A 25,081-nucleotide genomic window follows, 5' to 3' on the forward strand; every position below is an offset into this window, starting at 1 on the left:
CCAACATGAAAAAGCCCTTAAAACACGCTCTATTCTGCATTGCGGCACTCTGCGCGTCCATTGGGCCGGTGGTCGCGGCCGAGCCTCAAAGCTGCCAGCAGGTGAAGATGGCCGACCCGGGCTGGACCGACATCGATGCCACCAACGCCATGGCCGGCGTTGTGCTGAAAGCGCTCGGCTACAAGCAGAGCGTCTCGAACCTGTCGGTGCCGATCACGTATCAGGGCTTGAAGAAAGGTCAGGTCGATGCGTTCCTGGGTAACTGGATGCCCGCGCAAGGGCCGATGGTCAAACCGTTCGTCGATGAGAAATCGATCGACGTGGTTCATCCGAACCTGACCAACGCGAAGTTCACGCTGGCCGTGCCTGACTACGTGGCTGCAGCGGGCGTGCATACCTTCGCTGACTTGCAGAAGAACATGGACAAGTTCGACGGCAAGATCTACGGCATTGAACCGGGCGCGCCGGCGAATCAGAACATCAAGAAGATGATCGATGAGAAGGCCTTCGGACTGAATGGCTGGAAGCTGGTGGAGTCGAGTGAGACCGGCATGTTGACGCAAGTCGAACGCTCCGTGCGCGACAAGAAATGGATCGTGTTCCTTGCCTGGGAGCCGCACCTGATGAACACGAAGTTCCATCTCACCTACCTCGATGGCGGCGATAAATACTTCGGCGCGAACTTCGGCGGCGCAACGGTCAACACAGTCGCGCGAGCGGGTTACACGAGCGAATGCCCGAACGTGGGACGTCTCTTGAAGCAGATGACGTTTAACGTTGATTTGGAGAACGGCATCATCACCGATGTGCTTCAAAACAAGACGAACGTCGATGCCGCTGCTGCAGCGGCGCTCAAACGCAACCCCGATCTCGTGAAGGGCTGGCTCGACGGCGTTACCACAACTACGGGCGCAAATGGGTGGCAGGCTGTGCAAACCGCGCTCGGTTCCAAATAACAACGCTGGGTCGCAACTGGACAGATTTACGTCGCAAGAGGTCGAGCTTCAGCAAATATGGCCTCTTACTTTTGCAAGACTGGTGCATGTGTCTGAATTCCAAATGCATGCATCAGTGTCCATGCGTCTGATCACTGTAGTACGCCGGTCTCTGCAATTAAAAATTCGAGCGAGAAGCGTTGCGCGATGCGAATCCATCGCCGGAGCAGCGCGGACTTTGCTCGGTCCAACGAAACGTGCAAAAGCGGGTATCAGGGAGAATCAACGATGAAGAAGCGAAATGCCGTGAAGCTGGCGGCCCTGGCGTTGAGCGCAGGTGCCGTCTCTGCGCCTGCCTTGGTTCACGCGCAAAGCAGCGTGACGCTGTACGGCATCCTCGACGCCGGCATAACCTACGTCAACAACACGGGTGGCTCGCACGTCATCAAATTCGATGACGGCGTCTCCTACGGCAACCGGATCGGTTTCAAGGGTACGGAAGATCTGGGTGGCGGAATGAAGGCGATCTTCGCGCTCGAGTCCGGCTTTCATCTCGGCAGTGGCCAATACGCTTTTGGCGGTGCGGAGTTCGGCCGTCAGGCATACGTGGGCTTGCAGAACCAGTGGGGCACGATCTCCGCGGGTAACCAGCTCGACCTGACGAACGAGTTCATGGAGGGATACAACATCTCCTCGTTCGGCAGCGGCTACGCCATTCACCAGGGCGACTTCGACCGCATGAACGGCGACCGCTTGCCGAACTCGATCAAGTACATGTCGCCCGATATCAGCGGCCTCACTTTCGGCGGTTTGTATTCGTTCGGCAACGTGGCGGGCGACTTCCACGAGAAGAGCGCGTACAGCTTGGGTGCGCACTACGCACACGGCGACTTCACGGTGGGTACGGCGTATACGCGCTTGAACAATCCGAATGGAATCTACGCGTTCGACCCGTACGCGATGATCGGTACGAAGACGTTCCTTGGCCAGACCGTCGCAACGGTGAACCCCGGGACCGGCGCTGTGACCGATTTGTTCAGCAGTACCGCGTTTAACGTCGACAGTCAGGCAACCTTCGGCATTGGCACGTCGTATGCGCTGGGCAACTTGATGCTGCTGGGTAACTACACGTACACCACGATCAAGGGTTTTGGACAGTCATCGCACATGCATGTGGGTGAAGGCGGCGCCTCGTATAACTTCACGCCTTCGTTGATCCTGTACGGCGGTTATCAGTTCACGGCGTTTGAAGGCCACAAGTGGAACATGGGCTCGCTCGGGCTGCACTACTTGTTGTCCAAGCGTACCGATGTCTATCTGTCGGGCGACTACCTCAGGGCATCGAATGGCGTGAACGCGGTGATCGGCTATAGCTTTACGCCGTCGACGTCGAGCACCCAAAGCGATGTACGTATTGGTATCCGCCACTCGTTCTAAGCGTGCTGAGGCGGCGAGCTCAGTTAGTTTGCTGCGACGGCGTCCACAACGGGCGCCGTCGCGCGCGGTGAATTACGGTCCTGACGCGGGCTTGAGCCGAACCTTGTGCGGTAGGTGCGTGAGAAGTGCGAGGGCGATTCGAAGCCGCAAGCCACGCAGACGGTCGTAATGGACATGTCGGTTTGTTGTAGTAATTCGCGGGCGCGTGCAAGGCGCAGTCCCAGATAGAAGTGGGTGGGTGTGTCTTTCATTACCGAGCAGAACAGGCGTTCCAGCTGACGTCGTGTCACGCCGATTTCCTCTGCCAGTGCATCTGGCGACAGAGGTTCTTCCATGTGTTGTTCCATCACGCCGATCACCTGGATCAGCTTGCGATTATGGATGCCGTAGCGCGCTGCGATCTGCATGCGCTGGTGGTCCGAGCGTTGGCGGATGCGGCCGAGCACGAATTGCTCGGAGACTTGGGCGGCGAGTTCGGCGCCGTGGCGGCGTCCGATCAGGTCGAGCATGAGGTCGATGGAAGCCGTGCCTCCGGCGCAGGTGATCCGCCGCGCATCGATTTCGAATAGCTCCTGGCTGACCGCGAGTGACGGATAGCGTTCCTGGAACGCCGATGCCGCTTCCCAGTGCAGTGTCACGCGCTCGTGTTTGAGGAGGCCTGCTTCGGCCAGCACGAAACTGCCTGTATCGATACCCCCTAGCGTTGCGCCTTTGCGATCCAAGCGCCTGAGCCAGTCGCGCATGTCGCAGGAGTATTGGCTTAGCGGGTTGAAGCCTGCGACTACTATGACATTGGTCGCTTCGGTAACGTTGGCGAGGGCGCTTTCTGCGTTGAGCGAGATGCCGTTGCTGGCGCAGACTGGGCCGCCGTCGAGGCTCAGGATGTGCCAGCGATAGAGTGCACCTCTGAAACGATTGGCGACGCGTAGCGGCTCGATTGCCGACATGAAGCCGATGGACGAAAACTCGGGCAGCAGCAGGAAGTGGAAGTCTTCGATGTCGGGCATTACGGAGTGGGGGCGATTTGCAATCGGACTAGCACGCTAACAAGCTGAAATTGCGGGCGCAATGGGGCCGAATCCTAGGGGGAAAGGTTTTCGTTGGCACTCGGGGCGAGGAGGGGTATAGGGTTGGGTGGGTTCTGCGTTAGCGATCTGGTTCACTGCTGGGTTGCTGCTTTCCAGGTCTTCGCGGGTTTTATGTTGGCTGTTTTCTTTATCACTATTAGCCACTGCGCGTGGCGGCGCGTCATTTCTTGGTCCTTAGCGACAAAGAAACGAAGCAAAGAAAACGCTTTCACCGCTCTACCCTAAGTGTCCACAGCGTGCAGTTTTCATTCATTGGTGCCCCAAAAGCACGGTGCTCGCCAGAGCCACGGATGTGTGAACCCCTCCTTCTCGCGAATCCTGACAGTAAAACGCTTCGCCCCGTACGCTCTCGGGCTAGCACTAACGACCGAACCTGCTCAAGGAACACCCCGCGCTATCCGCGGAAAACCAATCTCCTAATTTGTATGCATGTCGAACCATTTTTTAAACCACCCAGAAATGGATCTGCAGAATGCTTAAAGCATAACCCGGCAAATAACATTGCAAACTGATAGCTAACCTGCGAAGCACCACAGCGGCAAATACGCGTGAGGCCGTGCGGGTTTCTATGGCAAGGGTGCTAGCCCGAGAGCGTACGGGGCGAAGCGTTTTACTGTCAGGATTCGCGAGAAGGAGGGTTTCACACATCCTAAGCTCTTGCGAGCACCGTGCTTTTCGGGTACCAATGAAATAAAACTGCACGCTGTGGACACTTAATTTTTAGAGAGGTGAAAGCGCTTTCTTTGCTTCGTTTCTTTGTCGCTTTGGACAAAGAAATGACGTGCCGCCACGCACAGTGGCTAATAGTGGTAAAGAAGACAGCTAACACCAAACCCGCGAAGGCCTAAGAAGCAGCAACCGGGCATTGACTCCGACCGCTAACGCAGAACCCGCGCACCCAACCATCGACCCTGACCGCTAACCCAAAACCCAACCCACCCCCCTCGAGTGCGAACGAAAAAACCGTCGCTAATAGTCAACTCCCAGTCGCAACCGGTCGCCTCCCCACCATTATGCGGCGTTACTTTTACGCACGGTCGAACACATCCGAACGCGTCTGTCCCACACAAAAAATCACCGGAACAGGAAGCCAAGCCATGACATCACTCCCGACATCGAAAAAGCTGCTCGCCTGTCTGTTACTCGCGTTGACCTCCCTCGGCGCATCCGCCCAAAGCAAGGAAGACGCAACCTGCCGCACCGTTCGATTCGTCGATATCGGCTGGACCGACATCACCTCGACCACCGCACTCGCGTCCGTCGTGTTCCAAGGCCTTGGCTACGACCCAAAGATCACGCAGGCCTCAGTGCCAATCTCGCTCGCCGGCCTGAAGACCAAGCAGATCGACGTGTCACTGGGCTACTGGTGGCCCGTGCAGGAAAAGTCGGTCCAGCCGTTCATCGATGCAAAGCAGATCGAGAAGCTCGACCCGCCAAACCTGTCGGGCGCGAAAGCCACCCTCGCGGTGCCAAGCTATGAATACGATGCGGGCCTGAAGACCTTCCAGGACATAGCCAAACACAAGGACGAACTCGACGGCAAGATCTACGGCATCGAACCGGGCAGCAGCGCAAACGCGCAGATCCAGAAGATGATCGATACCAACCAGTACGGCCTGGGCGGTTTCAAGCTGGTGCAATCGAGTGAAGCCGGCATGCTCGTCACCGTCGACCGTGCCGTGCGCGAGAAGAAATGGGTCGTGTTCCTCGGCTGGGAACCGCATCCGATGAACATCCAGATCAAGATGAACTACCTCTCCGGCGGCGACGCGGTGTTCGGTCCGAACTACGGCGAAGCACGCGTCTATACGCTGACCAACCCCGACTTCCTGACGCGATGCCCGAACGCCGGAAAGCTCGTGTCGAACCTCCGCTTCACCACGCAACTAGAGAACCAATTGATGATCCCGGTCATGGCAAAAGTGCGTCCCGCCGATGCCGCCAAGGACTATCTGAAGAAAAATCCGCAAGTGCTGGATGCCTGGCTCGCGGGCGTAAAGACAGTGGACGGCAAGGACGGTCTGCCGGCAGTTAAGCAATATCTTGGCCTTTGAAAGGACGACGCAACATGAACTACGAAGTGATCGTGACCTGCGCAGTAACAGGCGCAGGCGACACCACGAGCAAACACCCGGCCATTCCAGTGACGCCCAAGCAGATCGCGGAAGCGGCCATTGAAGCCGCCCGCGCGGGCGCCACCGTCGCGCATTGCCACGTCCGTGATCCGCGCACGGGCCGCGGCAGCCGCGACCCCGCGTTGTATCGCGAGGTGGTGGATCGCATCCGTTCATCGGATGTGGACGTCATCATCAACCTGACGGCCGGCATGGGCGGTGACCTGGAAATTGGCGCAGGCGAATCGCCCATGCAGTTCGGCGCCGGCACTGATCTGGTCGGTGGCCTGACCCGGCTCGCACACGTCGAAGAGTTGTTGCCGGAGATCTGCACGCTGGACTGCGGCACGCTGAATTTCGGCGATGGCGACACGATTTATGTATCAACCCCCGCGCAACTCCGGGCAGGCGCAAAGCGGATACAAGAGCTGGGCGTGAAGCCTGAACTCGAGATCTTCGACACAGGCCATTTGTGGTTCGCGAAGCAGATGCAGAAGGAAGGTTTGCTCGACGACGCTCCCTTGTTCCAGCTATGCATGGGCATTCCCTGGGGCGCACCGGCTGACGTAGGCACCCTCAAGTCGATGGTCGATAACATGCCCGCGGGCGCGCAGTGGGCGGGCTTTGGCATCGGCCGCATGCAAATGCCGATGGTCGCCCAGGCAATGTTATTAGGCGGGCACGTGCGCATCGGTCTTGAAGACAATCTGTATCTGGACCGTGGCGTGCACGCAAGCAACGGGACGCTGGTTCAGCGGGCAGTAGAGATCATCGAGCGTCTCGGCGGTCGTGCGCTGACGCCGGCAGAGGGCAGAAAGAAGCTGAACTTGCCGGCACGCGGTGAGCGTTTGCTGGACCGTCGCAAGATCGAGCAATTCGCGTAAGACCGCAGAAGAACCCGCAGACGCAGGCCGTGCGAAAGCGGGATCTCAAGCTGAAGGCAAGTCACCCAAGCATCGAAGCAAGTAAGAAGTCAAATTAATAAGGAATCCGGTATATGCAAGTCAAGACGTTTGCTGCGTTGGGCGTAGGGGTAATTGGAAGCGGCTGGGTATCGCGAGCGTTGGCGCATGGACTTGACGTAGTAGCGTGGGACCCGGCGCCGGGCGCCGAGCAGCAGCTTCGGGCGAATGTCGCTAACGCTTGGCCGGCACTCGAACGGGTGGGCCTGGCGAAGGGTGCATCGCCGGAAAGATTGCGCTTCGTCGCGACCATCGAGGAATGCGTCGCCGATGCCGACTTCATACAGGAGAGCGCGCCCGAGCGTGAAGACCTCAAGCTGACGCTGCATGAGAAAGCATCGAGGGCGGCAAAGCCGGAAGCGATCATCGCGTCGTCAACATCGGGATTGCTCCCGACGGATTTTTACGCCAGCGCCAAAGACGCGTCGCGCTGCATCGTGGGCCATCCTTTCAATCCGGTCTATTTGCTGCCGCTGGTCGAAGTCGTCGGCGGTGAGAAAACCTCGGAAGCAACGTTGCAAACAGCATCATCGTTTTATGAATCGATCGGTATGCGTCCGCTAAGAGTCCGCAAAGAGGTGCCCGGTTTCATCGCGGACCGGTTGCTTGAAGCGCTGTGGCGCGAAGCACTTCACCTGGTCAACGAAGGTGTGGCGACCACAGGCGAAATCGACGATGCCATTCGTTTTGGCGCAGGCATTCGCTGGTCGTTCATGGGCACGTTCCTGACCTATACGCTCGCAGGCGGCGAGGCCGGCATGCGGCATTTCATGCAGCAATTCGGACCGGCGCTAGAATTGCCGTGGACCAAGCTGGTTGCGCCAAAACTCACGGACGAACTCATCGACCGGGTGGTGGATGGCACCACGGATCAGCAAGGCACGCACTCCATCAAGCAACTGGAACGGTATCGCGACGACTGCATCACGAGCGTGATGACTGCTATTGCAGAAGCGAAATCCCGCCACGGCATAGTGGACTAGAGAAGGCATACGAGTGACGCACAATCGAACGATCCATCGCGACACGGTGAGGCCCGAATGGGTTGACTACAACGGCCATCTCCGTGACGCGTTCTACATGCTGATCTTCAGTCTCGCCACCGATGCGTTCATGGACCGCATCGGCCTGGACGACGCCGGCCGCGCGTCGCGAGGCCGCTCGCTGTTCACGCTCGAGGCGCACATCAACTATCTGCACGAGATCAAGGAAGGCACGGCGGTTCGCGTGGAGGCATCGGTACTCGCGTTCGATGCCAAGCGCGTTCACTTGTACATGGAGATGTTCGCGGACGAGGGAACGGAGCCCATCGCGGCGAGCGAACAGATGCTGCTTCACGTCGATACAACCCACGGCGCGAAATCGGCAGCGTTCGATGCGGACATCGCTGGCCGTATCGAAGCGATGTTTCGTGATGCGCCGAAAGAAGCCCGTTACGCGGGCCGCGTGATCGGCTTGCCGTCGGGACCGCGAGCGGCATCGGCATCGGCTTCATCCGGCCTCAGCCCCGCCTGAGCACGCCACGTCCGCAACAGCAACGCGTTTGTCACCACGCTCACGCTGGAAAACGCCATGGCTGCGCCTGCGAGCATCGGATTGAGCAGTCCGAACGCGGCGAGCGGAATGCCGATAAGGTTGTACACGAACGCCCAGAACAGGTTCTGCTGGATCTTGCGATACGTGCGCCGCGCGATATCGATGGCATCCGCCACCAACGCCGGATCGCCGCGCATCAGCGTGATGCCGGCGGCTTCCATGGCGACGTCGGTGCCGGTCGCCATCGCGATGCCGATATCGGCGGCGGCGAGCGCGGGCGCGTCGTTGATGCCGTCGCCGGCCATCGCTACCGCGCCTTGCGCCGATGCCTTCAGTTCCGCGATCACGCGCGCCTTGTCCGCGGGGAGCATGTGCGCGTGAACCGCGTCGGGTGCAATGCCAAGCGATGTCGCGACGCCGGCCGCGCTGCCGGCGTTGTCGCCAGTGAGCAGGACGCTCTTGATGCCCATAGCCTTTAGCCGTTCGATAGCGGCGCGCGCGCCGGGTTTCAGCGAGTCGCCGAACGCGAGCAGGGCGAGCACGCGCGGTTTGTCAGAGATCGGCGAATCGCCCAGCTCCACCAGCCACGACACCGTGTTCCCACGCTGTTCGAGTTCCGCCGCCCGTGTCGCCAATGGTTGCGGCGCGGCGAGCTGCAACTCATCGAGCCAGCGATCGCTGGCTATTGCCAGATGGCGATCACCCACCCGCGCCTCGACTCCGCGTCCCGCTACCGCTTTCGCATCGGTCGCAGTAACCGCCGAAATCTGTTCACCGTCAGCGACAGCAACCACCGCGCGCGCCAGCGGATGATCGCTGAGCCGCTGCACGGCCGCTGCCAGCCCTAATGCTTCATTCCGGTCCACGCCTTCAGCCGCTTCAAACACGGTCATCGATGGCTTGCCAACCGTCAGCGTGCCGGTTTTATCGAAGGCGACAATCCTGATCCGATGCGCCATTTCCAGCGCCTGCGGATCCTTGATCAGCACGCCGTGCCGCGCCGCTACGCCCGTCCCGGCCATGATTGCAGCGGGCGTCGCCAGCCCGAGCGCGCAAGGGCAGGCGATCACGAGCACCGCGACGGCGTTCAGCACGGCGGTCTCCACGCCCGCGCCCATCAACAGCCAACCGATCAGCGTCACCAGCGCAATCACCAGGATTACTGGCACGAATATCCCCGATACCCGGTCCACCAGCCGCTGAATGGGCGCCTTCTCGGCCTGTGCCGATTCAACCAGCCGGATGATCCGTGCCAGCGTGGTCTCGGCGCCGGTCGCGGTTGTTTCCACGGCGATGACACCTTCACCGTTGATCGATCCTGCCGTCACGCGCGCCCCGATTTCCTTCGCCACGGGCAGGCTTTCGCCGGTAATCAGCGATTCGTCTACGTGCGTGCGGCCTTCGCGGATCAGGCCGTCGACTGGCAGCCGTTCGCCCGGCCGAATGATCGCGATATCCCCGTTACGCACATCCGCCAGCGCGACGTCGCGTTCGGTCCCGGTCGCTGCATCGCGAATCCGCGCGCGCTCCGGGCGCAGCGCATCGAGTGCGCGAATGGCGTCGGTAGTTTGCCGCTTGGCGCGGGCTTCCAGCCATTTGCCGAAGCGCACGAGCGTGATGACGACTGCCGCCGCTTCGAAATATAGATGCGCGGACTCGCCGGGATGCGCGAACAGTTCATACACGCTCAAGCCCCACGCAGCCGAGGTGCCGAGCGCCACGAGCAAGTCCATGTTGCCTTCGCCCGAACGCGCCGCCTTGAAGCCGCCGACGTAAAAGCGCGCGCCGAGTACGAATTGCACGATGCTGGCAAGCGCCAGCGACACCCAGACGCCAAGATGCAGATCCAGGCCGAGCATGGGCAGGACCAGCGGCAGGGTCAGCAGCGCGGACACGATCACCGCCACGAGCTCACCCGTATGAGCGGGCGCAGCAACAGGCGCGGCTTCCGGTTCGATGAACGTTGCTTCGTAGCCCGCCTTGGTCACGGCGGCGACGAGTTGATCGCGCGGGACGGACGCGTCGGCATGGACGGTCGCTTTTTCGGTCGCCAGGTTGACCGACACTTGTCCCACGCCCGGCACCTTCGCCAGCGCTTTTTCGACGCGACGCACGCACGACGCGCACGTCATCCCGCCGATAGCGAACTCAGCGGTGGTTGACGCGCCAGCAGCGCTGGCAGGATTAGCAGTTGAAACAGACGATGCAGACATGACTAGACATCCCAATTCAGCTCGATGTAACCACTATCGACATTCCAATGATTGGAAGGTCAAGGTATATTTTCAAGGGGAGAACATCATCCTGTTTTGCCCGGATAAAAAGTTGACGATATATAACCCGACGCGCGCTGGAAAATAACCAGTGCATCAGAGCCGCTCTCAATTTCCTTACAAATAGTATTCGCCCGTGTCACATGAGCGTGCGAAATGCCGTGCTCGCCGTGGTTCGCATCAAATCCGAATGGCACATGGTTCGCATGGAGCCCGCTGCGCCATACGCGACAAGGGCTGAAAGCGAATTGTCAGTTATTAGCCAATGTAAAACCCCGAAGCGTTTTTCTTCGATGCTGGTTGGTGGGAACATCGGCGGGCTCGGGATGGATTAGAAAGAACTGGCTAAAAAAATCGAAAAAAATCATGTTACGCGATGCTCTCACCGGTCCTGATTTTTCTGAAACCTTGGCGAGGGCGTTCATGGCGCGTTACGCGCTCCTTGCCTATCGTCATTGGATAAGATAAAAAACCGGTTTCAAGATAGATTAAGCGCCGCGGCGCGGATTGGCAGAAGACCGGAAGGCGAGGACCGGCCCGCGCACTCGACGAACGAAGTGAAAGCCTTAAATAGATCCTTAAATCGAATGAAAAATAATCGACGCTGGGCAGTTTCGTTGTACACGGCGCTCTGGGTGGCCGCTGGTTTGAGCAGTTTGGCAATACTTGGCGGGTGCGCGACGCAAGCGCCCGTTGTGACCAGCGGGGATGGCTGGCGTAAGGATCAGGTGGCGGACGCTTATGTGTTTGGATATCCGCTGGTGGTGTCGGATCTTGCACGGGAGAAGGCCACGGGCGGCGATGCGTCGGGGCCTGGCCAGGCGCCCGTGAATACGCTGCGGCATGCCACGGCGCTGCCGCCGGTGGGCGCGTCGGGGCGGCCGAGCGTGGATACGCTGGAATCGACCGCGTGGCTGGATGTCGCCAGTGGGCCGGTGCTGGTCACGCTTCCCAATGCGCCTCCGAATTCCCCGCGCGGCCGTTATTACGATGCGCGCGCCTTCGATGCCTGGACCAACGTGATCTATTCCAGCATCACGCACGCTGCTGATCAGTCCGTGCCGGCGAAAAAGCTGAGTGGGAAGGCGGCGCGTGCGGCCAGGCTGGCGGCGCAACACGCCAATACGATTGCGTTTGTCCCGGCGGGTTATACAGGAACGCTTCCTGACGGCGTGACGCGGGTTGAGACGCCCACGCGTTACGTGTGGCTGTCGATCCGTGTGCGTGTGAACGGCCAGCGGGACGTGCGTGAAGCCCGCAAGCTGCAGACGGCGATGAGCATCGAAGCGCCTTCCGCCGATAAAACCAGTGCTGCGACAGCCGGCAGTGCGTGGCCGAACGTGACGGCCAGCACGCCTACGGTGGTGACGGGCGGCGGTGGCGACAGAGCCGATTCGCTCGATGCCACTGCGTTCTTCACGCGTCTGGCGAAGGCGTTGCAGGACAATCCGCCGGTGCCGAATGATCCGCATGCCGTCAGTTTGCTTGGCGATCTTGGCGTGAAGGCGGGCGAGCCGGTGCAGTTCCGTCCTGCCGATACCGATTTGCTGGCGACTGGTCTTGCCGATGGCCGTACGCGGGTGGACACGGTGCCGTCGAATGCGATCAGCCGTAACGGCTGGGTGTGGTTCGGCGATGGCGCCGGCAGTTACGACACCGACTACACGTTGCGCGCGTTCCTGGCGCGGCATCAGCCGGGCACGGGCACGAAGGATGACGAGGTGAAGCCGGTTGCCATTTCGGACAGCGATGGTCACGTGTTGAACGGTGCAAATGAGTACGTGCTGCATTTCGGGCCGAACCAGTTGCCGCCGGTGCGCGGATTCTGGACGTTGACGGCATACACGAAGGACGGTGCGTTGATCGACGACAAGGTGCCGCGGCTTTCGCTGAATGACCGGGACCGGTTGAAGAAGAACCGCGATGGTTCCGTCGATATTGCCGTGTCGGCTGCGGCGCCTGCGAAGGCGCGTGCGTCGAATTGGTTGCCGGCGCCGGATGGCGATTTTCAGTTGGTGTTGCGGCTTTATGCGCCGAAGGCTGAAGCGGCGAATGGGGCGTGGGCTCCACCAGCAATCGAGCGGCAATGATTTTTCAGGTTTTTCGCTCGCGACGGGGGGCCGGTGGCGGGGTTGGTCTTGGGGTGCCTGGTTCTGGTGTTTGCGGTTGGGGTCAATGGCCGGGGTGCACGGGTTCTGCGTTAGCGGTCGGAGTCAATGCCGGGTTGCTGCTTTCCAGGTCTTTGCGCGTTCGGTGTTAGCTGATTTCTTTATCACTATTAGCCACTGCGCGTGGCGGCGCGTCATTTCTTTGTCCAAAGCGACAAAGAAACGAAGCAAAGAAAACGCTTTCACCGCTCTACCCTAAGTGTCCACAGCGTGCAGTCCCATTCATGGGTGCCCCAAAAGCACGGTGCTCGCAAGAGCTTAGGATGTTTGAAACCCTCCTTCTCGCGAATCCTGACAGTAAAACGCTTCGCCCCGTACGCTCTCGGGCAAGCACCCGTGTTCCACGAACCCGCACGGCCTCACGCGCTTTTGAGGCTCCGTTTCTCGGTCGCTTGGTTGTCCGGTTTGCGCGGCAGAGGGGCGTGGCCAGCTTCGCCAATCACAGCCTAGTGCGTATTTACCGCTTCAATTTTTGGTGAGTCGGTTGGTGGGTTGCATGGTGTTTAGTCGGGTACGGCCTCACGTATTTCGGTACCTTCGCTGGTTAGGTGGGTTGGCGACGTGGTTCGTCATGCGTACAAATTGGTGGTTGGTTCTAGGCGGATAGCGCGGGGTGCTCTTCGGGCAGGTTCAAACACTGGTGGCGCAGCGTGGGGTATCCGTGTTCGGAGAAAGAGGGGTTCACACATCGGTGGCTCTGGCGAGCACCGTGCTTTTGGGGCACCCATGAATGAAAACTGCACGCTGTGGACACTTAGGGTAGAGCGGTGAAAGCGTTTTCTTTGCTTCGTTTCTTTGTCGCTTTGGACAAAGAAATGACGTGCCGCCACGCACAGTGGCTAATAGTGATAAAGAAAACAGCCAAGATATAACCCGCGAAGACCTAGAAAGCACCAACCCAGCATCAACCCCGACCGCTACCCCCGGAACCCACCACCCCGGCATTGACCCCGACCGCTAACGCAGAACACCTCCCAAGTGCCAACGACCTCCTCTTCAATTTGCCAGCGCAGCGTCGTATACTCAGGCCTCCTGTTTCCCCAAGGCTGCGCGTGGCTCGTGCCCGCGTGCGCGGCCGCGCTACGAGGCACGCATGGCAAGCCTGAACAAGACTTCCCTGACTTCCGCCGGGCGTAACCTGCTCAAAGGGGCAAACGCAGTAGCCCAAGCCCGGCGCACCCGCCGCATCGTGATCGGGCTCCTGCTCGCTGTCATCGTCATTGGCTTGCTCGGCTTTTTCGCCGCGCCGCCGCTCATCCGGCATATCGCCGAGCAACAACTCGCAGCACAACTCGATCGCCCGGTCAGCATTCAACGAATCGCGCTTAATCCCTATACGCTAAGTTTCGAAGCCGACCGCGTGCATATCGGCGAAGCGCCCGCGAACCTGGGCGCAGACGCAAAAAGCAACGATTTCATCGATATAGAACGCCTGATCATCGATCCCTCATGGTCTTCGCTGTTTCGTCTGGCGCCAATCATCAATGAACTCAAAATCGATTCACCGCGCTTTCATATCGTGCGCCTCGACGCGCAACGCTTTAATTTCTCCGATCTCATCGACAAGTTCTCAAAGCCTTCCGCCAATCCATCCAGCAAACCAGCACGTTTCTCGGTATCGAATATTCGGGTCGAAAATGGCCGGATCGATTTCGACGATCACCTGCTTAAAACCCACCACATAATCGATCGCTGGTCGATCGGGATTCCGTTTATTGCGAATCTCGCATCGACCACGGAATTGTTCGTCACGCCGTCGCTGCAGGCACGCATCGACGGTTCGCCGCTCTCTATCCACGGGCGCACCAAGCCGTTCTCCGAGTCGCGCGAGTCGGAGATCGCGCTGCAGCTCGACGGCCTCGACATACCGCAATTAGTGTCGTACGCCCCCGCGTCGCTGCCGGTCGCAGTCAAGAGCGGACGCTTGTCGACGAATCTCGATGTAACCTTTGAACTCAGCGCCGACGCGCCCGTGGTTCGCGTCAAAGGAACCGTGGATCTCGCGGATCTGGCCGTGACGGACAAGCAGGACGCGCCGTTGTTCGCAGCGCAAACGTTGCATGTGAATGCGGCGAATCTCGAGCCGCTGCGCAATGTGTATCGGCTCGATGAAGTGCGCCTGACGCGGCCGGACGTGAAACTTTCCCGCGATAAAAACGGCGCATTCAACTTCGAAAAACTCGGCGCATCGACGCCTGCTTCAACACCTGCGCCCGCAGCCGCACCTGCTCCCGCCAGCGACGCCAAGCCTGCCGATGCCGCGCAACCGCTCGACCTCGCGATCAAACATCTGGCGATTGACCAGGGCCATGTCGTCTTCGATGACCACCTGATGGCGCAATCCGCCACGCTCGGGCTGACTGCGCTGAACGTGACGCTCGACGACTTCTCCACGCTCGGCAAACCCCCGGCGCGCTATACGCTGAAGACGGCCTTCGACAACGGCGGCGGCCTCGACGTATCGGGTAATTTCACGCTGCCGGGCAAGAATGCCGACGCGAAACTCGCGCTGAACGATTTGCCGCTGGCGCCGTTGCAACCCTATGTGGCGAACGCGGTGGCCGCGCGCGTCACGGACGGTTCGCTCGGCGCAAACCTGCCGCTGCAAGTGGACTGGTCGAAGCCCGAACCGTCCGTCCAGGTCGGCACGGGCGATGTCACGCTCAAGTCACTGAAGCTGGTTCCGCAGTCGAATAACACGGCGCCCATCGCGCTCGGTTTGGCGCAAGCGAAGATCCGGAAAATCGATGTCGCGGCGCGCACGGCGGCGCTGGACAGCGTCGTGCTGAACGGCCTTTCCATCGATGCAAAACGCCTGAAGGACGGCAGTATCGATCTCGCCGCACTTGCCGGGCCGCACGAAACCGCGCCGGAAGCCAGCGCGACGCGCAAGGTCGAAAAGGCAAATGCGGCGGGTCCGGCATGGCGTTACCAGATCGCCCAGGTGTCGCTCAACGACAGCAGCGCCAATTTCACCGATGAATCCACGCAGCGCCCGGTCAATCTGCACATCGCGCCGCTGCAACTGAACGTCAAGCAGGTCACGGACGACCTGACGAAACCGCTGGCCATCGACGGCAAATTGACGATGAACGGCAAAGGCGCGCTGGCCGTGGCCGGCACGCTGACCGCGAAACCGCTGAGCCTCGCGCTGCACGTTGACGCCAACGCGCTCGACGCATCGGCGTTCGAGCCGTACTTCGGCAGCAACCTGAACGCAACGGTTTCGAGCGCATTACTGAGCGCGAACGGCGACGCGTCGTTCTCGGGCGAAGGACGCGCGCTGAAGGCCGGTTACAAGGGCGACGTGTCGTTGTCGAACGTGCGGCTGATCGACCGGGTGAATTCGGATCAACTGGCCGGCTGGAAACTGCTCGGCCTGACCAAACTGAATGCCCGCTACGACGAGCGAGGCGCCGACGTCGAGGCCGCGCGCATCACGTTCGCGAATTTCTACGGCCGCGTGCTGCTCGACGCGCAAGGCAAGCTCAATCTCACCGATATCGTGGTCAAGGACAAGGGAACGGGCACCACGCAAGCCGTGGTCGTTGCGCCCGCTGCAAAGCCTGCCCCCCAGCCTGCCGCTACTAACACTGCTGCCGGCACGACCAACGCGCCGAAAACCGCGTCGTCACTGGCGAATCTGCGTTTTGGCCAACTCGTGCTGCAAAACGGCCGCGTGACCTACACCGATAACTTCATCAAGCCGAATTTCACCGCGAACCTGGTTTCGATCACCGGCACGATCGGCGCATTCGGCACGCACTCGACCACGCCGGCTCCCGTCGATGTCGCCGCAAAACTGTCGGCGAACGGGCCGGTATCGATCAAAGGGGTCGTGAATCCGCTGATCGCGAAACCATCGCTGGATCTCACCGCGAGCGCGCACGACGTCGAATTGCCGAATATCTCGCCGTATTCGACCAAATATGCGGGTTATCCGATCACGAAGGGCAAGCTCAACGTCGACCTGCACTACACGCTCGCCGACGAAAAGCTCAGCGCGAACAACCATCTTTTCATCGATCAACTCACGTTCGGCGATCACGTCGACAACACCACCGCGACCAAATTGCCGGTTCGGCTTGCGGTGTCGCTGCTGAAGAATTCGAAAGGCGAGATCGACGTCAATATCCCCATTTCCGGCTCGCTTTCGGATCCGCAATTCTCGATCGGCTCGCTGGTGTGGACGGCAATCGTTCACTTGCTCGAGCGCGCGGTGACTGCGCCGTTCTCGCTGATCGCGAACGCGTTCGGCGGCAAGAATCCCGAAGAACTCGGCTACGTGGAGTTCGATCCGGGTTCGGCCACGCTGAGTGACTCTTCAAAGGAGAAGCTCGACACCATCGCCAAGGCGCTGGCTGATAAACCGTCGATCACGCTGGAGATATCGGCGCGGGTCGATCCGGCGCTGGACGAACCCGGTTTGCGCGCGGCCTACGTTGACCGCCAGGTGCGGCTGGCGAAGATGCAGGACGCGAGCGAAGACAATCCGAACATTAGTCCAATGAGCACCCCCATTTCCGCAGATGAATACAGCAAGTTCCTGACGAAAGCGTATAAAAATGCGGACTTCAAAAAACCGCGCAACCTGATCGGCATGACCAAGAGCGTGCCCGACGCCGACATGAAAGCCGCACTCGCAGAGCACGCGCCGGTGGACGAGGGCGCGCTCGGTGCGTTGGCGCAGCGACGCGCGGCCGTGGTGAAACAATATTTCGATGGCAAGATCGACAGCAAGCGGATCTTCATCGTCGCGCCCCATCTGAACGCGGAGGGTATCAAGGACAAGGGTGCGCCTACGCGGGTAGACTTCGGGCTTAAGTGACGGCGAAGCGACGAGGCGACGAACACAGGTGGATTCAGGCACGCGTTTTGGATCGTGCGTACTGAAAAAGCGGAAACGGCTGCGGCAATCGGCATTCTTGCCAATCCGCGCTACACTCATTTCATGAATGCAGCGGCGCATCGCGGCGCACATGTCTGGAACGCGGAACGGCTGTAGAACAGCCACGCTGCACCGAAGCGGCTCATCGCTCGACGCAGTTTTCCAGCGGCGTTCCCGGACTCATCGCGCTTCATCGCAAGGCCGTCAAACAAGCGACAAACGAGCCGTATAAAGTAAGCGCTTTGCGCGAAGCGCCCACGGCGTTCAGGCTCTCCACACCCGAATCCAGCGCTGCACAACCTGCAGGAGAATCCCATGCTGTTGCATGATCTGGCTGACCGGTATGGCCCGGCAATCGTCTTTTTCAACGTCATGGGCGCAGCGCTCGGCCTGCCTGTTCCCGCGATGCCAACGCTGATCGTAGTGGGTGCATCGGTGGCCATGATGGGCTTCAACGGCCAGGCCCTGTGGCCCCATCTCGCGCTGATGCTCGGCATTGCCGTGCTCGGCGGGGTGCTGGGCGATCTCGTCTGGTTCCTCGGCGGCCGGCGGTACGGCGACCGCACGCTCAAGACCATCTGCAAACTGTCCTTGTCGCGCGACACCTGCGTAAAAAAGACCGAGCGCTTTTTCGGTCAGTGGGGCGTGCGCGTGTTGCTCATCGCGAAATTCATTCCGGGTTTGTCGCTGGTTTCAGTGCCGCTCGCCGGTGCAATGGGTGTGCGCACGCGCTCGTTCATTGCGCATGACGGTGGCGGCGTAGCGTTGTGGGCCGCGGTCGGACTTGCGGTGGGCGTGATCTTCGCGGCCGAACTCGACATGGTGTTCGCCATGATCGCGCGGCTCGGCAAGCAGGCGCTGCTGGTCGTGGCGGTTGCGCTGGCGTGCTACGTGGCCTACCGCTACTGGCGCCGGAAGATGCTGATGAAGACGCTGGAAACGGCGCGCATTACCGTCGACGAGTTGTACTCGCTGATGGCGAACGAACCGCTGCCCGCCATCTTCGATATCCGCTCGGCCGAGAAACGCGTGCTCGATCCTTTCGTGATTCCAGGCTCCGTTTTCGCCGATGAACGCGAATTGCAGAAGATCGTGGAAAGTTACCAGCCGGATCAGAAGATCATCATTTATTGCTCGTGTCCGAACGAGGTATCGGCGGCATGGATGGCCAAGGCACTCCGCAATGCGGGTTTCAAGGACGTCGTGCCGCTGACCGGCGGCCTCGACGCCTGGCGTCTCGCCGGTCTCGACCTCAAGCCGCTGACTGACTTCGGCGGCGCGCGCGAGGATCTGGGCGAAATGGCCGCCATGTGCCCGTGGCCCGCGAAAGCGCCGGCCGCCGGCAAAGGCGCGCTGCATGACGCCGTCTACCTGCACGGAGATCGCCACGCATGAGTACCACGCCCGAAGGGATCAACGAAGTGCCTAACCATGGCCGCGGCCAACCGGAATGGCGCGATAGTCCACCGGCTGCGTCGGAAAACCTCAACTCGATCACGAACGACACCGCCGCCGCGGCGCCGGCAGACGCCGCGGCCGACGCCCCGTTCTCGCCGCTGCAAAGCCGCAAGCACCAGATGTACCCGTATCTCACGGTCGAGGAAATCGACCGCATGCGGCGCTTCGGCACCGTGCAGTACTGGCGCGCAGGCGAATTGATGTTCGAAGTCGGCGTGCCCGGCCCGGGCATGTTCGTGCTGCTGAACGGCCGCGTGCGGGTGACGCGGCGCGACGGACTCGGCCACGTGCATCTGGTAACGGAGGCGGACCCCGGGCAATACCTGGCGGAAGTCGGCCAGTTATCCGGCAAGCCTGCATTGGTCGATGGTCACGCAATCGAAGATGTGGAAGCCATCCTGATCGCGCCCGAACGCCTGCGCGCGCTGCTGGTGGCGGAAGCGGAACTCGGCGAACGGATCATGCGCTCGCTGATCCTGCGTCGCGTCGGGTTGATCGAAAAAGGCAGCGGGCCGATTCTGGTGGGCCAGTCGGACGATGGACGGCTGGTATCGCTGCAAGGATTTTTGAGCCGTAACGGTTATCCGCACACGGTGATCGACGCGTGTACCGACCCCGAAGCTATTGCGTTGCTCGAACGGATCTCGACATCGAAGGCGGATTTCCCGCTGGTCATCTGTCCTGACGGCACGGTCATGCGCGCGCCCGATGAAAATCAGCTCGCGTCGCAACTCGGCTGGCTGCCGGAATTCGACCCTGCGCATATCTACGATGTCGCCGTCGTCGGCGCCGGACCGGCTGGATTGGCGACGGCCGTGTATGCGGCGTCCGAGGGGTTGTCGGTAGCGGTATTCGATTGCCGCGCGCCCGGCGGCCAGGCAGGCGCGAGTTCGCGGATCGAAAATTATCTCGGCTTTCCGACCGGCATCTCCGGTCAGGCGTTGGCGGGACGCGCGTTCGTGCAGGCGCAAAAGTTCGGCGCGCACATCGCCATTCCGACGGAGATCAAGGCGCTGCATTGCAACTGCATGCCGATCCAGATTGAGCTGATGAACGGGCAGCGCGTGAGCTCGCATACGGTTGTGATCGCGACCGGCGCGGCTTATCGGCGGCCGGACATTCTCGGGCTCGATAAATTCGAAGGGCACGGCACGTATTACTGGGCGTCGCCAGTCGAAGGGAAGCTCTGCAAGGGCTCGGAAGTCGTGCTGGTGGGCGGCGGCAACTCAGCGGGCCAGGCGGTGGTGTATCTCGCCTCGCATGCAGCGCGCGTGCATCTGCTGATCCGCGGGCCGGGGCTCGAACTCAGCATGTCGAGGTATTTGATCGACCGGATCGCGGCATTGCCGAACGTGACGGTACATACACGCACGCAGATCGAGTCGCTGGAAGGCGATGGCCGGACGCTCGCCGCCGTGCACTGCAAGACGCCTGACGGTCCGCTCACGCTCGATGTGCGGCACCTGTTCCTCTTCACGGGCGCCAACCCGAACACGGCGTGGCTGCGCGACTGCAATGTCAACACGGACGCCAAGGGATTCGTGCTGACGGGGCCGGCTGCCCACGGCGGCCACGCCGAAGGCTCGACCTCGCTGGAAACCAGCGTGCCGGGCGTGTTTGCCATTGGCGATGTGCGCTCAGCATCCACGAAACGGGTGGCGGCGGCGGTGGGCGAGGGCGCGGCGGTTGTATCGCAGATTCACGGCCTGCTGGCCGAGCGTCAGGAGCTGGCGCTCAAGGCCGGCGCGTAGGAGCAGGCGGGGCGGAATGCGGGGTGGAATCCGGCAGGGCGGCGAATCGAAGCGTGAATTCGATCCAGCCGTCCGCTGAACAACTCACCGACGCCGAGCCGCCGTGCAGCCGCATGATCGCCTGCACAATAGACAATCCCAGGCCGCTCGATTCCGTGAACTCGCTGCGGGCCGCATCGCCGCGATAGAACCTGTCGAACAGGCGCGCGAGATCGTCGGGCGCAACCGGCCTGCCCTGGTTACCAATGACGATAAGTGCGCCTCGTGCATCTTCACTGCCGGTCAGCCGGATCGTGGTGCCGGCTTCGGCATAACGCACCGCGTTGACCACCACGTTGCTGATCGCGCGCCGGGACATGATTGCGTTCGCCCACATCTCACCCTCGGCATGCACTTCGAAGCTGAGATTGCGTTCGTCCGCGAGTCCTTCGAAATACGTCGCAATGGTTTCCAGCTGTTCGCGAATGTTCAGCGGCGTGCGCTCTATGTCCTGCCGCTCGTGATCCGCCTGCGCGAGAAACAGGATGTTCTGCGCAATGCGCCCGAGCCGCTCCAGCTCCTCCAGATTCGACTCCAGCACGCTCTTGTATTCGCTCTCGCTGCGCGTATGCGCGAGCGTGACCTGCGTTTGTCCGATCAGCACACCGATAGGCGTTCTTACCTCGTGCGCCAGATCCGCGGAGAACTGCAGCAGCCGTTCATAACCGGTTGCGAGTCGGTCGAGCATGGCGTTGAACGACATCGCGAGGCTCTGCAGTTCGGTCGGCGTATTTTCGATATCGAGTCTCGCGGACAAGGTGTCGGGCGTGATCCCGGCGACCCTGTCGGCCATTTTTCGCAGCGGCGCAAGGCCACGGCTCGATACCCACCACGCGAGCAGCGCGGTAATCAGCACCGCGCTCACCACCGTGATCCAGACACGCAGGAGATACGTCGACAGCACGCGCGCTTCCTGGGTCATCACGTGCGCCGCGATAATCTCGATGACTTCGCCGCTGTCGCCTACGCGCGCTTGCGCCGCGACCCAACGCATGCGCACGCCGTCCCGGCGCGTGCCTTCATACAGCGCCTCGAGGCCCACCGCGCGTTGCACCGGCACCGGAACGAGCGGTGGCAACGGCATGTTTTCCGGGTTCACGCTGATGAACGGCGGGAGGCCTGGCCGCTGGAAAATGATGACGTCCTGACTGTCGCCGAGCATGGTCTCGAAGAGCTTGGGCCGCGCTTCGATTTCCTTGATCGTGTAGAGATCGTGCAGCAGCGAGCGAAAATGTTCGACGCGTCCGATCAACTGATAGTCAGCGCGCGTGGACAGCGTGGCGCTGGTCGCGTGATACAGCGATCCTCCGACCATGCTGACCACCACGCACACGATCAGCGCGAACAGGCAAGTGATACGCAGGACCAGCGACCGCGACCGCCATAGCGGACTCAATGCGAGTCCCCGGATGCACCGAACGAGTATCCGATGCTGCGCACTGTGTGGATCAGCTTGATATCGAAGGGCTGATCGAGCTTTGCGCGCAGGCGTTTGATGGCGACATCGACCACGTTGGTATCGCTGTCGAAATTCATGTCCCACACTTCCGATGCAATCAAGGTCCGCGACAATGCTTCGCCCTGTCGCTTGCAGAAGAGATGGAGCAGCGCGAATTCCTTGTTCGTCAACGCGATGTCCGTGCCTTGGCGCGTCACGCGGCGGCGCAGGACATCGACGTGAAGATCCGCGACCTGGAATACATCTGATTCGCGCGTGACCCCGCGTCGCAGCAATGTACGGATGCGCAGAACAAGTTCGGTGAATGAGAAGGGCTTGACGAGGTAATCGTCCGCGCCCAGTTCGAGGCCGTGAATACGGTCCCGGACGTGATCGCGCGCGGTCAGGAAGATGACCGGCAAGTCACGCTTCGCGCGCAACGCCTGCATGATTTGCCAGCCGTCGAGACCGGGCAACATCACGTCGAGCACAATCAGCTCGTAAGGGTGTGCGAGCGCCTGATGGAGGCCATCGGCGCCATTGCGGATCAGGTCGACCTGATACCCGGACTCCGTAAGCCCCTTCTTCAGATAGTCGCCGGTCTTGCGGTCGTCTTCTATAACCAGGATGGTCATGCTGCGTGCGCTTGGCTTGTAGGTTTAGCGTCAGAATATGACCTATTCTATCCACCTGCCTCGGCGCCGGGAAAAGATGACAAAAAAGTCATTAACCCGTCATGCGCAGATCAGCGTGCGGTCGCTAAGATGCAAATCAGACGAGGCCTTCGCGCGTAACACCCGGCGGCGTGGCCACGTGTTTATCCCATGTACTTATCAAGTCCCCGAATCCCCGAATCCCCGAATCACAGTATCTTCGCACCCTGTTCGATCCATCCACCACGAGGCGAGCTTGAATTTACCTTCGACTCAACTTTCGACTCCCGCCATCACCCAGCCCGGCTGGGTTCGCATCACGCACTGGATCAACGCGCTGGCGGTCGTGGTCATGGTGACGAGCGGCTGGCAGGTCTACAACGCATCGCCCATTTTCCCTTCGATCGTCTTTCCCTCAAGCATCACGTTAGGCGGATGGCTGGGCGGCGCGTTGCTGTGGCACTTCGCAGCAATGTGGGTGCTGGTCGCAAACTTCCTGGTGTATGTGGGAATGAACATTATCTCCGGACGGTTTCGCCGCAAGCTCTTTCCGCTCAGCATCAAAAGTCTCTTCGGCGATCTGCGCGCCGCGCTGACCGGCAAACTCAAGCATGACGATCTAACGCACTACAACGCCGTGCAGAAGGCTGCGTATCTCGCGGTGATCGTGGATATCGTCGTCGTGATCCTGTCGGGTCTTGCGGTCTGGAAGTCGGTGCAATTCCCGTGGCTGCGCGACCTCATGGGCGGCTATGACAACGCCCGCGTCGTCCACTTCTTCGCGATGAGTTTCCTGGTGGCGTTTTTCGTATTGCACGTGGTGATGGTCGCGCTCGTTCCACGCTCGTTGTTGCTGATGATCCGGGGCCGCTGAACCATGCTGAACAGAAAGAGCGAACTCATTGCGTCGAATCTCGATGTCGACAACATCCTCAAGGATGCGCGCAATGAACTGAAGGCGCCGGCGCGGCGTTTGTTCGGCAAGCGCATCTTGTCGCTTGGCGGTCTCATGATGCTGTCGGGCTGCAATATTTCCGACGATAAATCCGTGAACACCGTGCTGCGGACCATGTCGCGTTTCAACGACGACGCGCAAGCGTTTCTCTTCGACCCGAACAAGCTCGCGCCGACCTATCCCGAGTCGATGATCACGCGGCCGTTCCCGTTCAACGCGTTCTACGACATAGACGATGTCCCTGTCGTCGATGCAGCTACCTACAAGCTGCCGGTCGGTGGACTCGTGAAGGGCAAGAACGTCTGGACGCTTGAAGAACTGCACGCGTTGCCGCAGGAAAGTCAGGTGACGCGGCACATCTGCATTGAAGGATGGAGCGCGATTGGCAAGTGGGGCGGCGTGCGTTTCGCCGATTTTCTCAAGCGTTCCGGCGCCGACACCACGGCCAAATACGTAGCGTTCCACTGCGCGGATAACTATTCAACCAGCATCGACATGCCGACTGCGCTGCATGCGCAGACGCTCTTGACGCTGACGTACGACGGCCAGGTTTTGCCGCCGAAATACGGCTTCCCGATGAAGCTGCGCATGCCGACGAAACTCGGCTACAAGAACCCGAAGCACATTGTCGCGATTACCGTGACGAACGAATATCCCGGCGGTTATTGGGAGAACCAGGGATACAACTGGTTCGGCGGTGCCTGAATTTTCCCGCGTTACATATTAAAACTGGAGCCTCCATGTCTATTGCCTCATCTACTTCTTTGCGTTTGAAACTCGGTGTATCGGTTGCTGCGCTCGCATTTGCAGGCGTCGCGTTTGCCCAGGCGCCGGCGGCTAAACCAGCGCGTATTCGTGGCGATATCGTGTCGTTGTCCGGCGATACGCTGACCGTGCATCGTCGTAGCGGCGACACCGTGACCATCGACATGAAGCAGGACACGCCCGTCACGGCCGTGAAGAACATCAAGCTCTCCGACATCAAGACCGGCTCGTTTATCGGCACGGCAGCAACCACCGGTACCGACGGCAAGATGACGGCGACCGAAGTGCTGGTGTTCCCGGAAGCGGCACGCGGATCGGGTGAAGGCCACTATGCGTGGGACCTCTCGCCGAACAGCACGATGACGAATGCAAACGTCGATCAGATCGTGACGGGCACGAGCGGCCGTGATCTGAAGCTGTCGTACAAGGGCGGCAGCAACACGGTGACGGTGCCGGACGGCGTGCCTGTAGTGACGTTCGCGCCGGCTGCGCGCACGGATCTTGTTGCGGGCAAGAAGGTGTTTATCGTTGCGTCGCCGGTGAGCGGCACCGAGTTTGCGGCTTCGCGCGTAGTGGTTGAGAAGGATGGCGTTGCGCCGCCGATGTAATGACGCGCTAAGG

19 protein-coding genes and 1 pseudogene are annotated in these 25,081 nt (G+C 60.6%); 14 read left to right on the plus strand and 6 right to left on the minus strand.

Translation table 11 applies throughout. The features are described 5' to 3' along the window. The first annotated feature begins 5 nt into the window (after positions 1-5). Positions 6-956 carry a choline ABC transporter substrate-binding protein gene (locus ACSQ83_RS28895; protein WP_414970211.1) on the plus strand — a complete coding sequence of 317 codons (951 nt, stop codon included), beginning with the start codon at positions 6-8 and terminating at the stop codon, positions 954-956. Between the two features lie 267 nt (positions 957-1,223). Continuing rightward, the gene (locus tag ACSQ83_RS28900) at positions 1,224-2,372 is read left to right on the plus strand and encodes a porin (RefSeq protein ID WP_414955242.1); all 1,149 of its coding nucleotides are present in this window, start codon (positions 1,224-1,226) and stop codon (positions 2,370-2,372) included. A gap of 23 nt (positions 2,373-2,395) precedes the next feature. Here the strand turns inward: ACSQ83_RS28900 and ACSQ83_RS28905 are convergent, their stop codons facing one another. Continuing rightward, positions 2,396-3,379, minus strand: coding sequence for a GlxA family transcriptional regulator (locus ACSQ83_RS28905; RefSeq protein ID WP_414955241.1), 984 nt, complete (start codon positions 3,377-3,379; stop codon positions 2,396-2,398). Positions 3,380-4,557: 1,178 nt separating this feature from the next. Between ACSQ83_RS28905 and ACSQ83_RS28910 the strand changes: the two genes are divergently transcribed. The 4 genes from ACSQ83_RS28910 to ACSQ83_RS28925 all read left to right on the plus strand — a co-directional run bounded on the left by ACSQ83_RS28910 (position 4,558) and on the right by ACSQ83_RS28925 (position 8,051). After that, complete coding sequence (locus tag ACSQ83_RS28910; RefSeq protein WP_414970366.1) at positions 4,558-5,514, plus strand: choline ABC transporter substrate-binding protein; 957 nt, start codon at positions 4,558-4,560, stop codon at positions 5,512-5,514. A gap of 14 nt (positions 5,515-5,528) precedes the next feature. Continuing rightward, positions 5,529-6,458 carry a 3-keto-5-aminohexanoate cleavage protein gene (locus tag ACSQ83_RS28915; RefSeq protein WP_436230506.1) on the plus strand — a complete coding sequence of 310 codons (930 nt, stop codon included), beginning with the start codon at positions 5,529-5,531 and terminating at the stop codon, positions 6,456-6,458. Positions 6,459-6,571: 113 nt separating this feature from the next. Then, positions 6,572-7,519 carry an L-carnitine dehydrogenase gene (locus ACSQ83_RS28920; RefSeq protein WP_436230507.1) on the plus strand — a complete coding sequence of 316 codons (948 nt, stop codon included), beginning with the start codon at positions 6,572-6,574 and terminating at the stop codon, positions 7,517-7,519. 13 nt (positions 7,520-7,532) lie between these two features. Then, entirely contained in the window at positions 7,533-8,051 is a 519-nt protein-coding gene (locus ACSQ83_RS28925; protein WP_436230508.1) for a thioesterase family protein, read from the plus strand. Here the strand turns inward: ACSQ83_RS28925 and ACSQ83_RS28930 are convergent. The 3 genes and pseudogenes from ACSQ83_RS28930 to ACSQ83_RS28940 all read right to left on the minus strand — a co-directional run bounded on the left by ACSQ83_RS28930 (position 7,970) and on the right by ACSQ83_RS28940 (position 10,770). Continuing rightward, positions 7,970-10,285, minus strand: coding sequence for a heavy metal translocating P-type ATPase (locus ACSQ83_RS28930; RefSeq protein ID WP_436230509.1), 2,316 nt, complete (start codon positions 10,283-10,285; stop codon positions 7,970-7,972). The two genes, ACSQ83_RS28925 and ACSQ83_RS28930, sit on opposite strands and share 82 nt — an antisense overlap. Positions 10,286-10,371: 86 nt before the next feature. Further along, positions 10,372-10,551, minus strand: a pseudogene (locus tag ACSQ83_RS28935) (FMN-binding negative transcriptional regulator); the annotation flags it as partial. Between the two features lie 45 nt (positions 10,552-10,596). Then, a complete protein-coding gene (locus ACSQ83_RS28940; protein WP_414970371.1) occupies positions 10,597-10,770 on the minus strand; it encodes a hypothetical protein in 174 nt (57 codons plus the stop codon). A gap of 162 nt (positions 10,771-10,932) precedes the next feature. On the opposite strand from ACSQ83_RS28940, the gene ACSQ83_RS28945 reads away from it, so the two are divergent. The 5 genes from ACSQ83_RS28945 to ACSQ83_RS28965 all read left to right on the plus strand — a co-directional run bounded on the left by ACSQ83_RS28945 (position 10,933) and on the right by ACSQ83_RS28965 (position 20,610). Next, on the plus strand, positions 10,933-12,435 hold the full coding sequence (locus ACSQ83_RS28945) for a DUF1254 domain-containing protein (protein ID WP_436230510.1): 1,503 nt from the start codon (positions 10,933-10,935) through the stop codon (positions 12,433-12,435). Positions 12,436-13,606: 1,171 nt separating this feature from the next. Continuing rightward, complete coding sequence (locus ACSQ83_RS28950; protein WP_436230511.1) at positions 13,607-17,341, plus strand: DUF748 domain-containing protein; 3,735 nt, start codon at positions 13,607-13,609, stop codon at positions 17,339-17,341. A gap of 54 nt (positions 17,342-17,395) precedes the next feature. Beyond that, positions 17,396-17,518 (plus strand): hypothetical protein, encoded by a 123-nt coding sequence (locus ACSQ83_RS28955; protein WP_414955168.1) that lies wholly within the window; start codon positions 17,396-17,398, stop codon positions 17,516-17,518. A gap of 201 nt (positions 17,519-17,719) precedes the next feature. Further along, complete coding sequence (locus tag ACSQ83_RS28960) at positions 17,720-18,796, plus strand: DedA family protein/thiosulfate sulfurtransferase GlpE (protein ID WP_414955183.1); 1,077 nt, start codon at positions 17,720-17,722, stop codon at positions 18,794-18,796. Then, the gene (locus tag ACSQ83_RS28965) at positions 18,793-20,610 is read left to right on the plus strand and encodes an FAD-dependent oxidoreductase (protein ID WP_414955169.1); all 1,818 of its coding nucleotides are present in this window, start codon (positions 18,793-18,795) and stop codon (positions 20,608-20,610) included. The genes ACSQ83_RS28960 and ACSQ83_RS28965 overlap by 4 nt, the downstream gene beginning before the upstream one ends. On the opposite strand, the gene ACSQ83_RS28970 is transcribed toward ACSQ83_RS28965, so the two are convergent. Then, positions 20,594-22,045, minus strand: a complete 1,452-nt coding sequence (locus tag ACSQ83_RS28970) for a heavy metal sensor histidine kinase (RefSeq protein ID WP_436230512.1) — start codon at positions 22,043-22,045, stop codon at positions 20,594-20,596. The genes ACSQ83_RS28965 and ACSQ83_RS28970 overlap by 17 nt on opposite strands. Further along, positions 22,042-22,722 (minus strand): heavy metal response regulator transcription factor, encoded by a 681-nt coding sequence (locus ACSQ83_RS28975; RefSeq protein ID WP_414955171.1) that lies wholly within the window; start codon positions 22,720-22,722, stop codon positions 22,042-22,044. The genes ACSQ83_RS28970 and ACSQ83_RS28975 overlap by 4 nt, the downstream gene beginning before the upstream one ends. Positions 22,723-22,996: 274 nt before the next feature. On the opposite strand from ACSQ83_RS28975, the gene ACSQ83_RS28980 reads away from it, so the two are divergent. From ACSQ83_RS28980 to ACSQ83_RS28990, 3 genes are read left to right on the plus strand one after another with little or no spacing between them, the layout of a single operon-like run. Beyond that, positions 22,997-23,614 (plus strand): cytochrome b/b6 domain-containing protein, encoded by a 618-nt coding sequence (locus tag ACSQ83_RS28980; protein WP_436230513.1) that lies wholly within the window; start codon positions 22,997-22,999, stop codon positions 23,612-23,614. Positions 23,615-23,617: 3 nt separating this feature from the next. Beyond that, entirely contained in the window at positions 23,618-24,400 is a 783-nt protein-coding gene (locus ACSQ83_RS28985) for a molybdopterin-dependent oxidoreductase (protein WP_414970165.1), read from the plus strand. Between the two features lie 35 nt (positions 24,401-24,435). Then, positions 24,436-25,068 (plus strand): hypothetical protein, encoded by a 633-nt coding sequence (locus tag ACSQ83_RS28990; RefSeq protein WP_414970166.1) that lies wholly within the window; start codon positions 24,436-24,438, stop codon positions 25,066-25,068. Positions 25,069-25,081 lie beyond the last annotated feature (13 nt).

It is taken from the genome of Caballeronia sp. LjRoot29, assembly GCF_964252755.1.
GTDB lineage: Bacteria > Pseudomonadota > Gammaproteobacteria > Burkholderiales > Burkholderiaceae > Caballeronia.

What these genes read in the sequence shown, in the direction of transcription:
- ACSQ83_RS28895 (WP_414970211.1), top strand. Translation starts at nt 6, where the DNA reads ATGAAAAAGCCCTTAAAACACGCTCTATTCTGCATTGCGGCACTCTGC.
- ACSQ83_RS28900 (WP_414955242.1), top strand. Translation starts at nt 1,224, where the DNA reads ATGAAGAAGCGAAATGCCGTGAAGCTGGCGGCCCTGGCGTTGAGCGCA.
- ACSQ83_RS28905 (WP_414955241.1), bottom strand. Translation starts at nt 3,379, where the DNA reads ATGCCCGACATCGAAGACTTCCACTTCCTGCTGCTGCCCGAGTTTTCG.
- ACSQ83_RS28910 (WP_414970366.1), top strand. Translation starts at nt 4,558, where the DNA reads ATGACATCACTCCCGACATCGAAAAAGCTGCTCGCCTGTCTGTTACTC.
- ACSQ83_RS28915 (WP_436230506.1), top strand. Translation starts at nt 5,529, where the DNA reads ATGAACTACGAAGTGATCGTGACCTGCGCAGTAACAGGCGCAGGCGAC.
- ACSQ83_RS28920 (WP_436230507.1), top strand. Translation starts at nt 6,572, where the DNA reads ATGCAAGTCAAGACGTTTGCTGCGTTGGGCGTAGGGGTAATTGGAAGC.
- ACSQ83_RS28930 (WP_436230509.1), bottom strand. Translation starts at nt 10,285, where the DNA reads ATGTCTGCATCGTCTGTTTCAACTGCTAATCCTGCCAGCGCTGCTGGC.
- ACSQ83_RS28940 (WP_414970371.1), bottom strand. Translation starts at nt 10,770, where the DNA reads ATGAACGCCCTCGCCAAGGTTTCAGAAAAATCAGGACCGGTGAGAGCA.
- ACSQ83_RS28945 (WP_436230510.1), top strand. Translation starts at nt 10,933, where the DNA reads ATGAAAAATAATCGACGCTGGGCAGTTTCGTTGTACACGGCGCTCTGG.
- ACSQ83_RS28950 (WP_436230511.1), top strand. Translation starts at nt 13,607, where the DNA reads ATGGCAAGCCTGAACAAGACTTCCCTGACTTCCGCCGGGCGTAACCTG.
- ACSQ83_RS28965 (WP_414955169.1), top strand. Translation starts at nt 18,793, where the DNA reads ATGAGTACCACGCCCGAAGGGATCAACGAAGTGCCTAACCATGGCCGC.
- ACSQ83_RS28975 (WP_414955171.1), bottom strand. Translation starts at nt 22,722, where the DNA reads ATGACCATCCTGGTTATAGAAGACGACCGCAAGACCGGCGACTATCTG.
- ACSQ83_RS28985 (WP_414970165.1), top strand. Translation starts at nt 23,618, where the DNA reads ATGCTGAACAGAAAGAGCGAACTCATTGCGTCGAATCTCGATGTCGAC.
- ACSQ83_RS28990 (WP_414970166.1), top strand. Translation starts at nt 24,436, where the DNA reads ATGTCTATTGCCTCATCTACTTCTTTGCGTTTGAAACTCGGTGTATCG.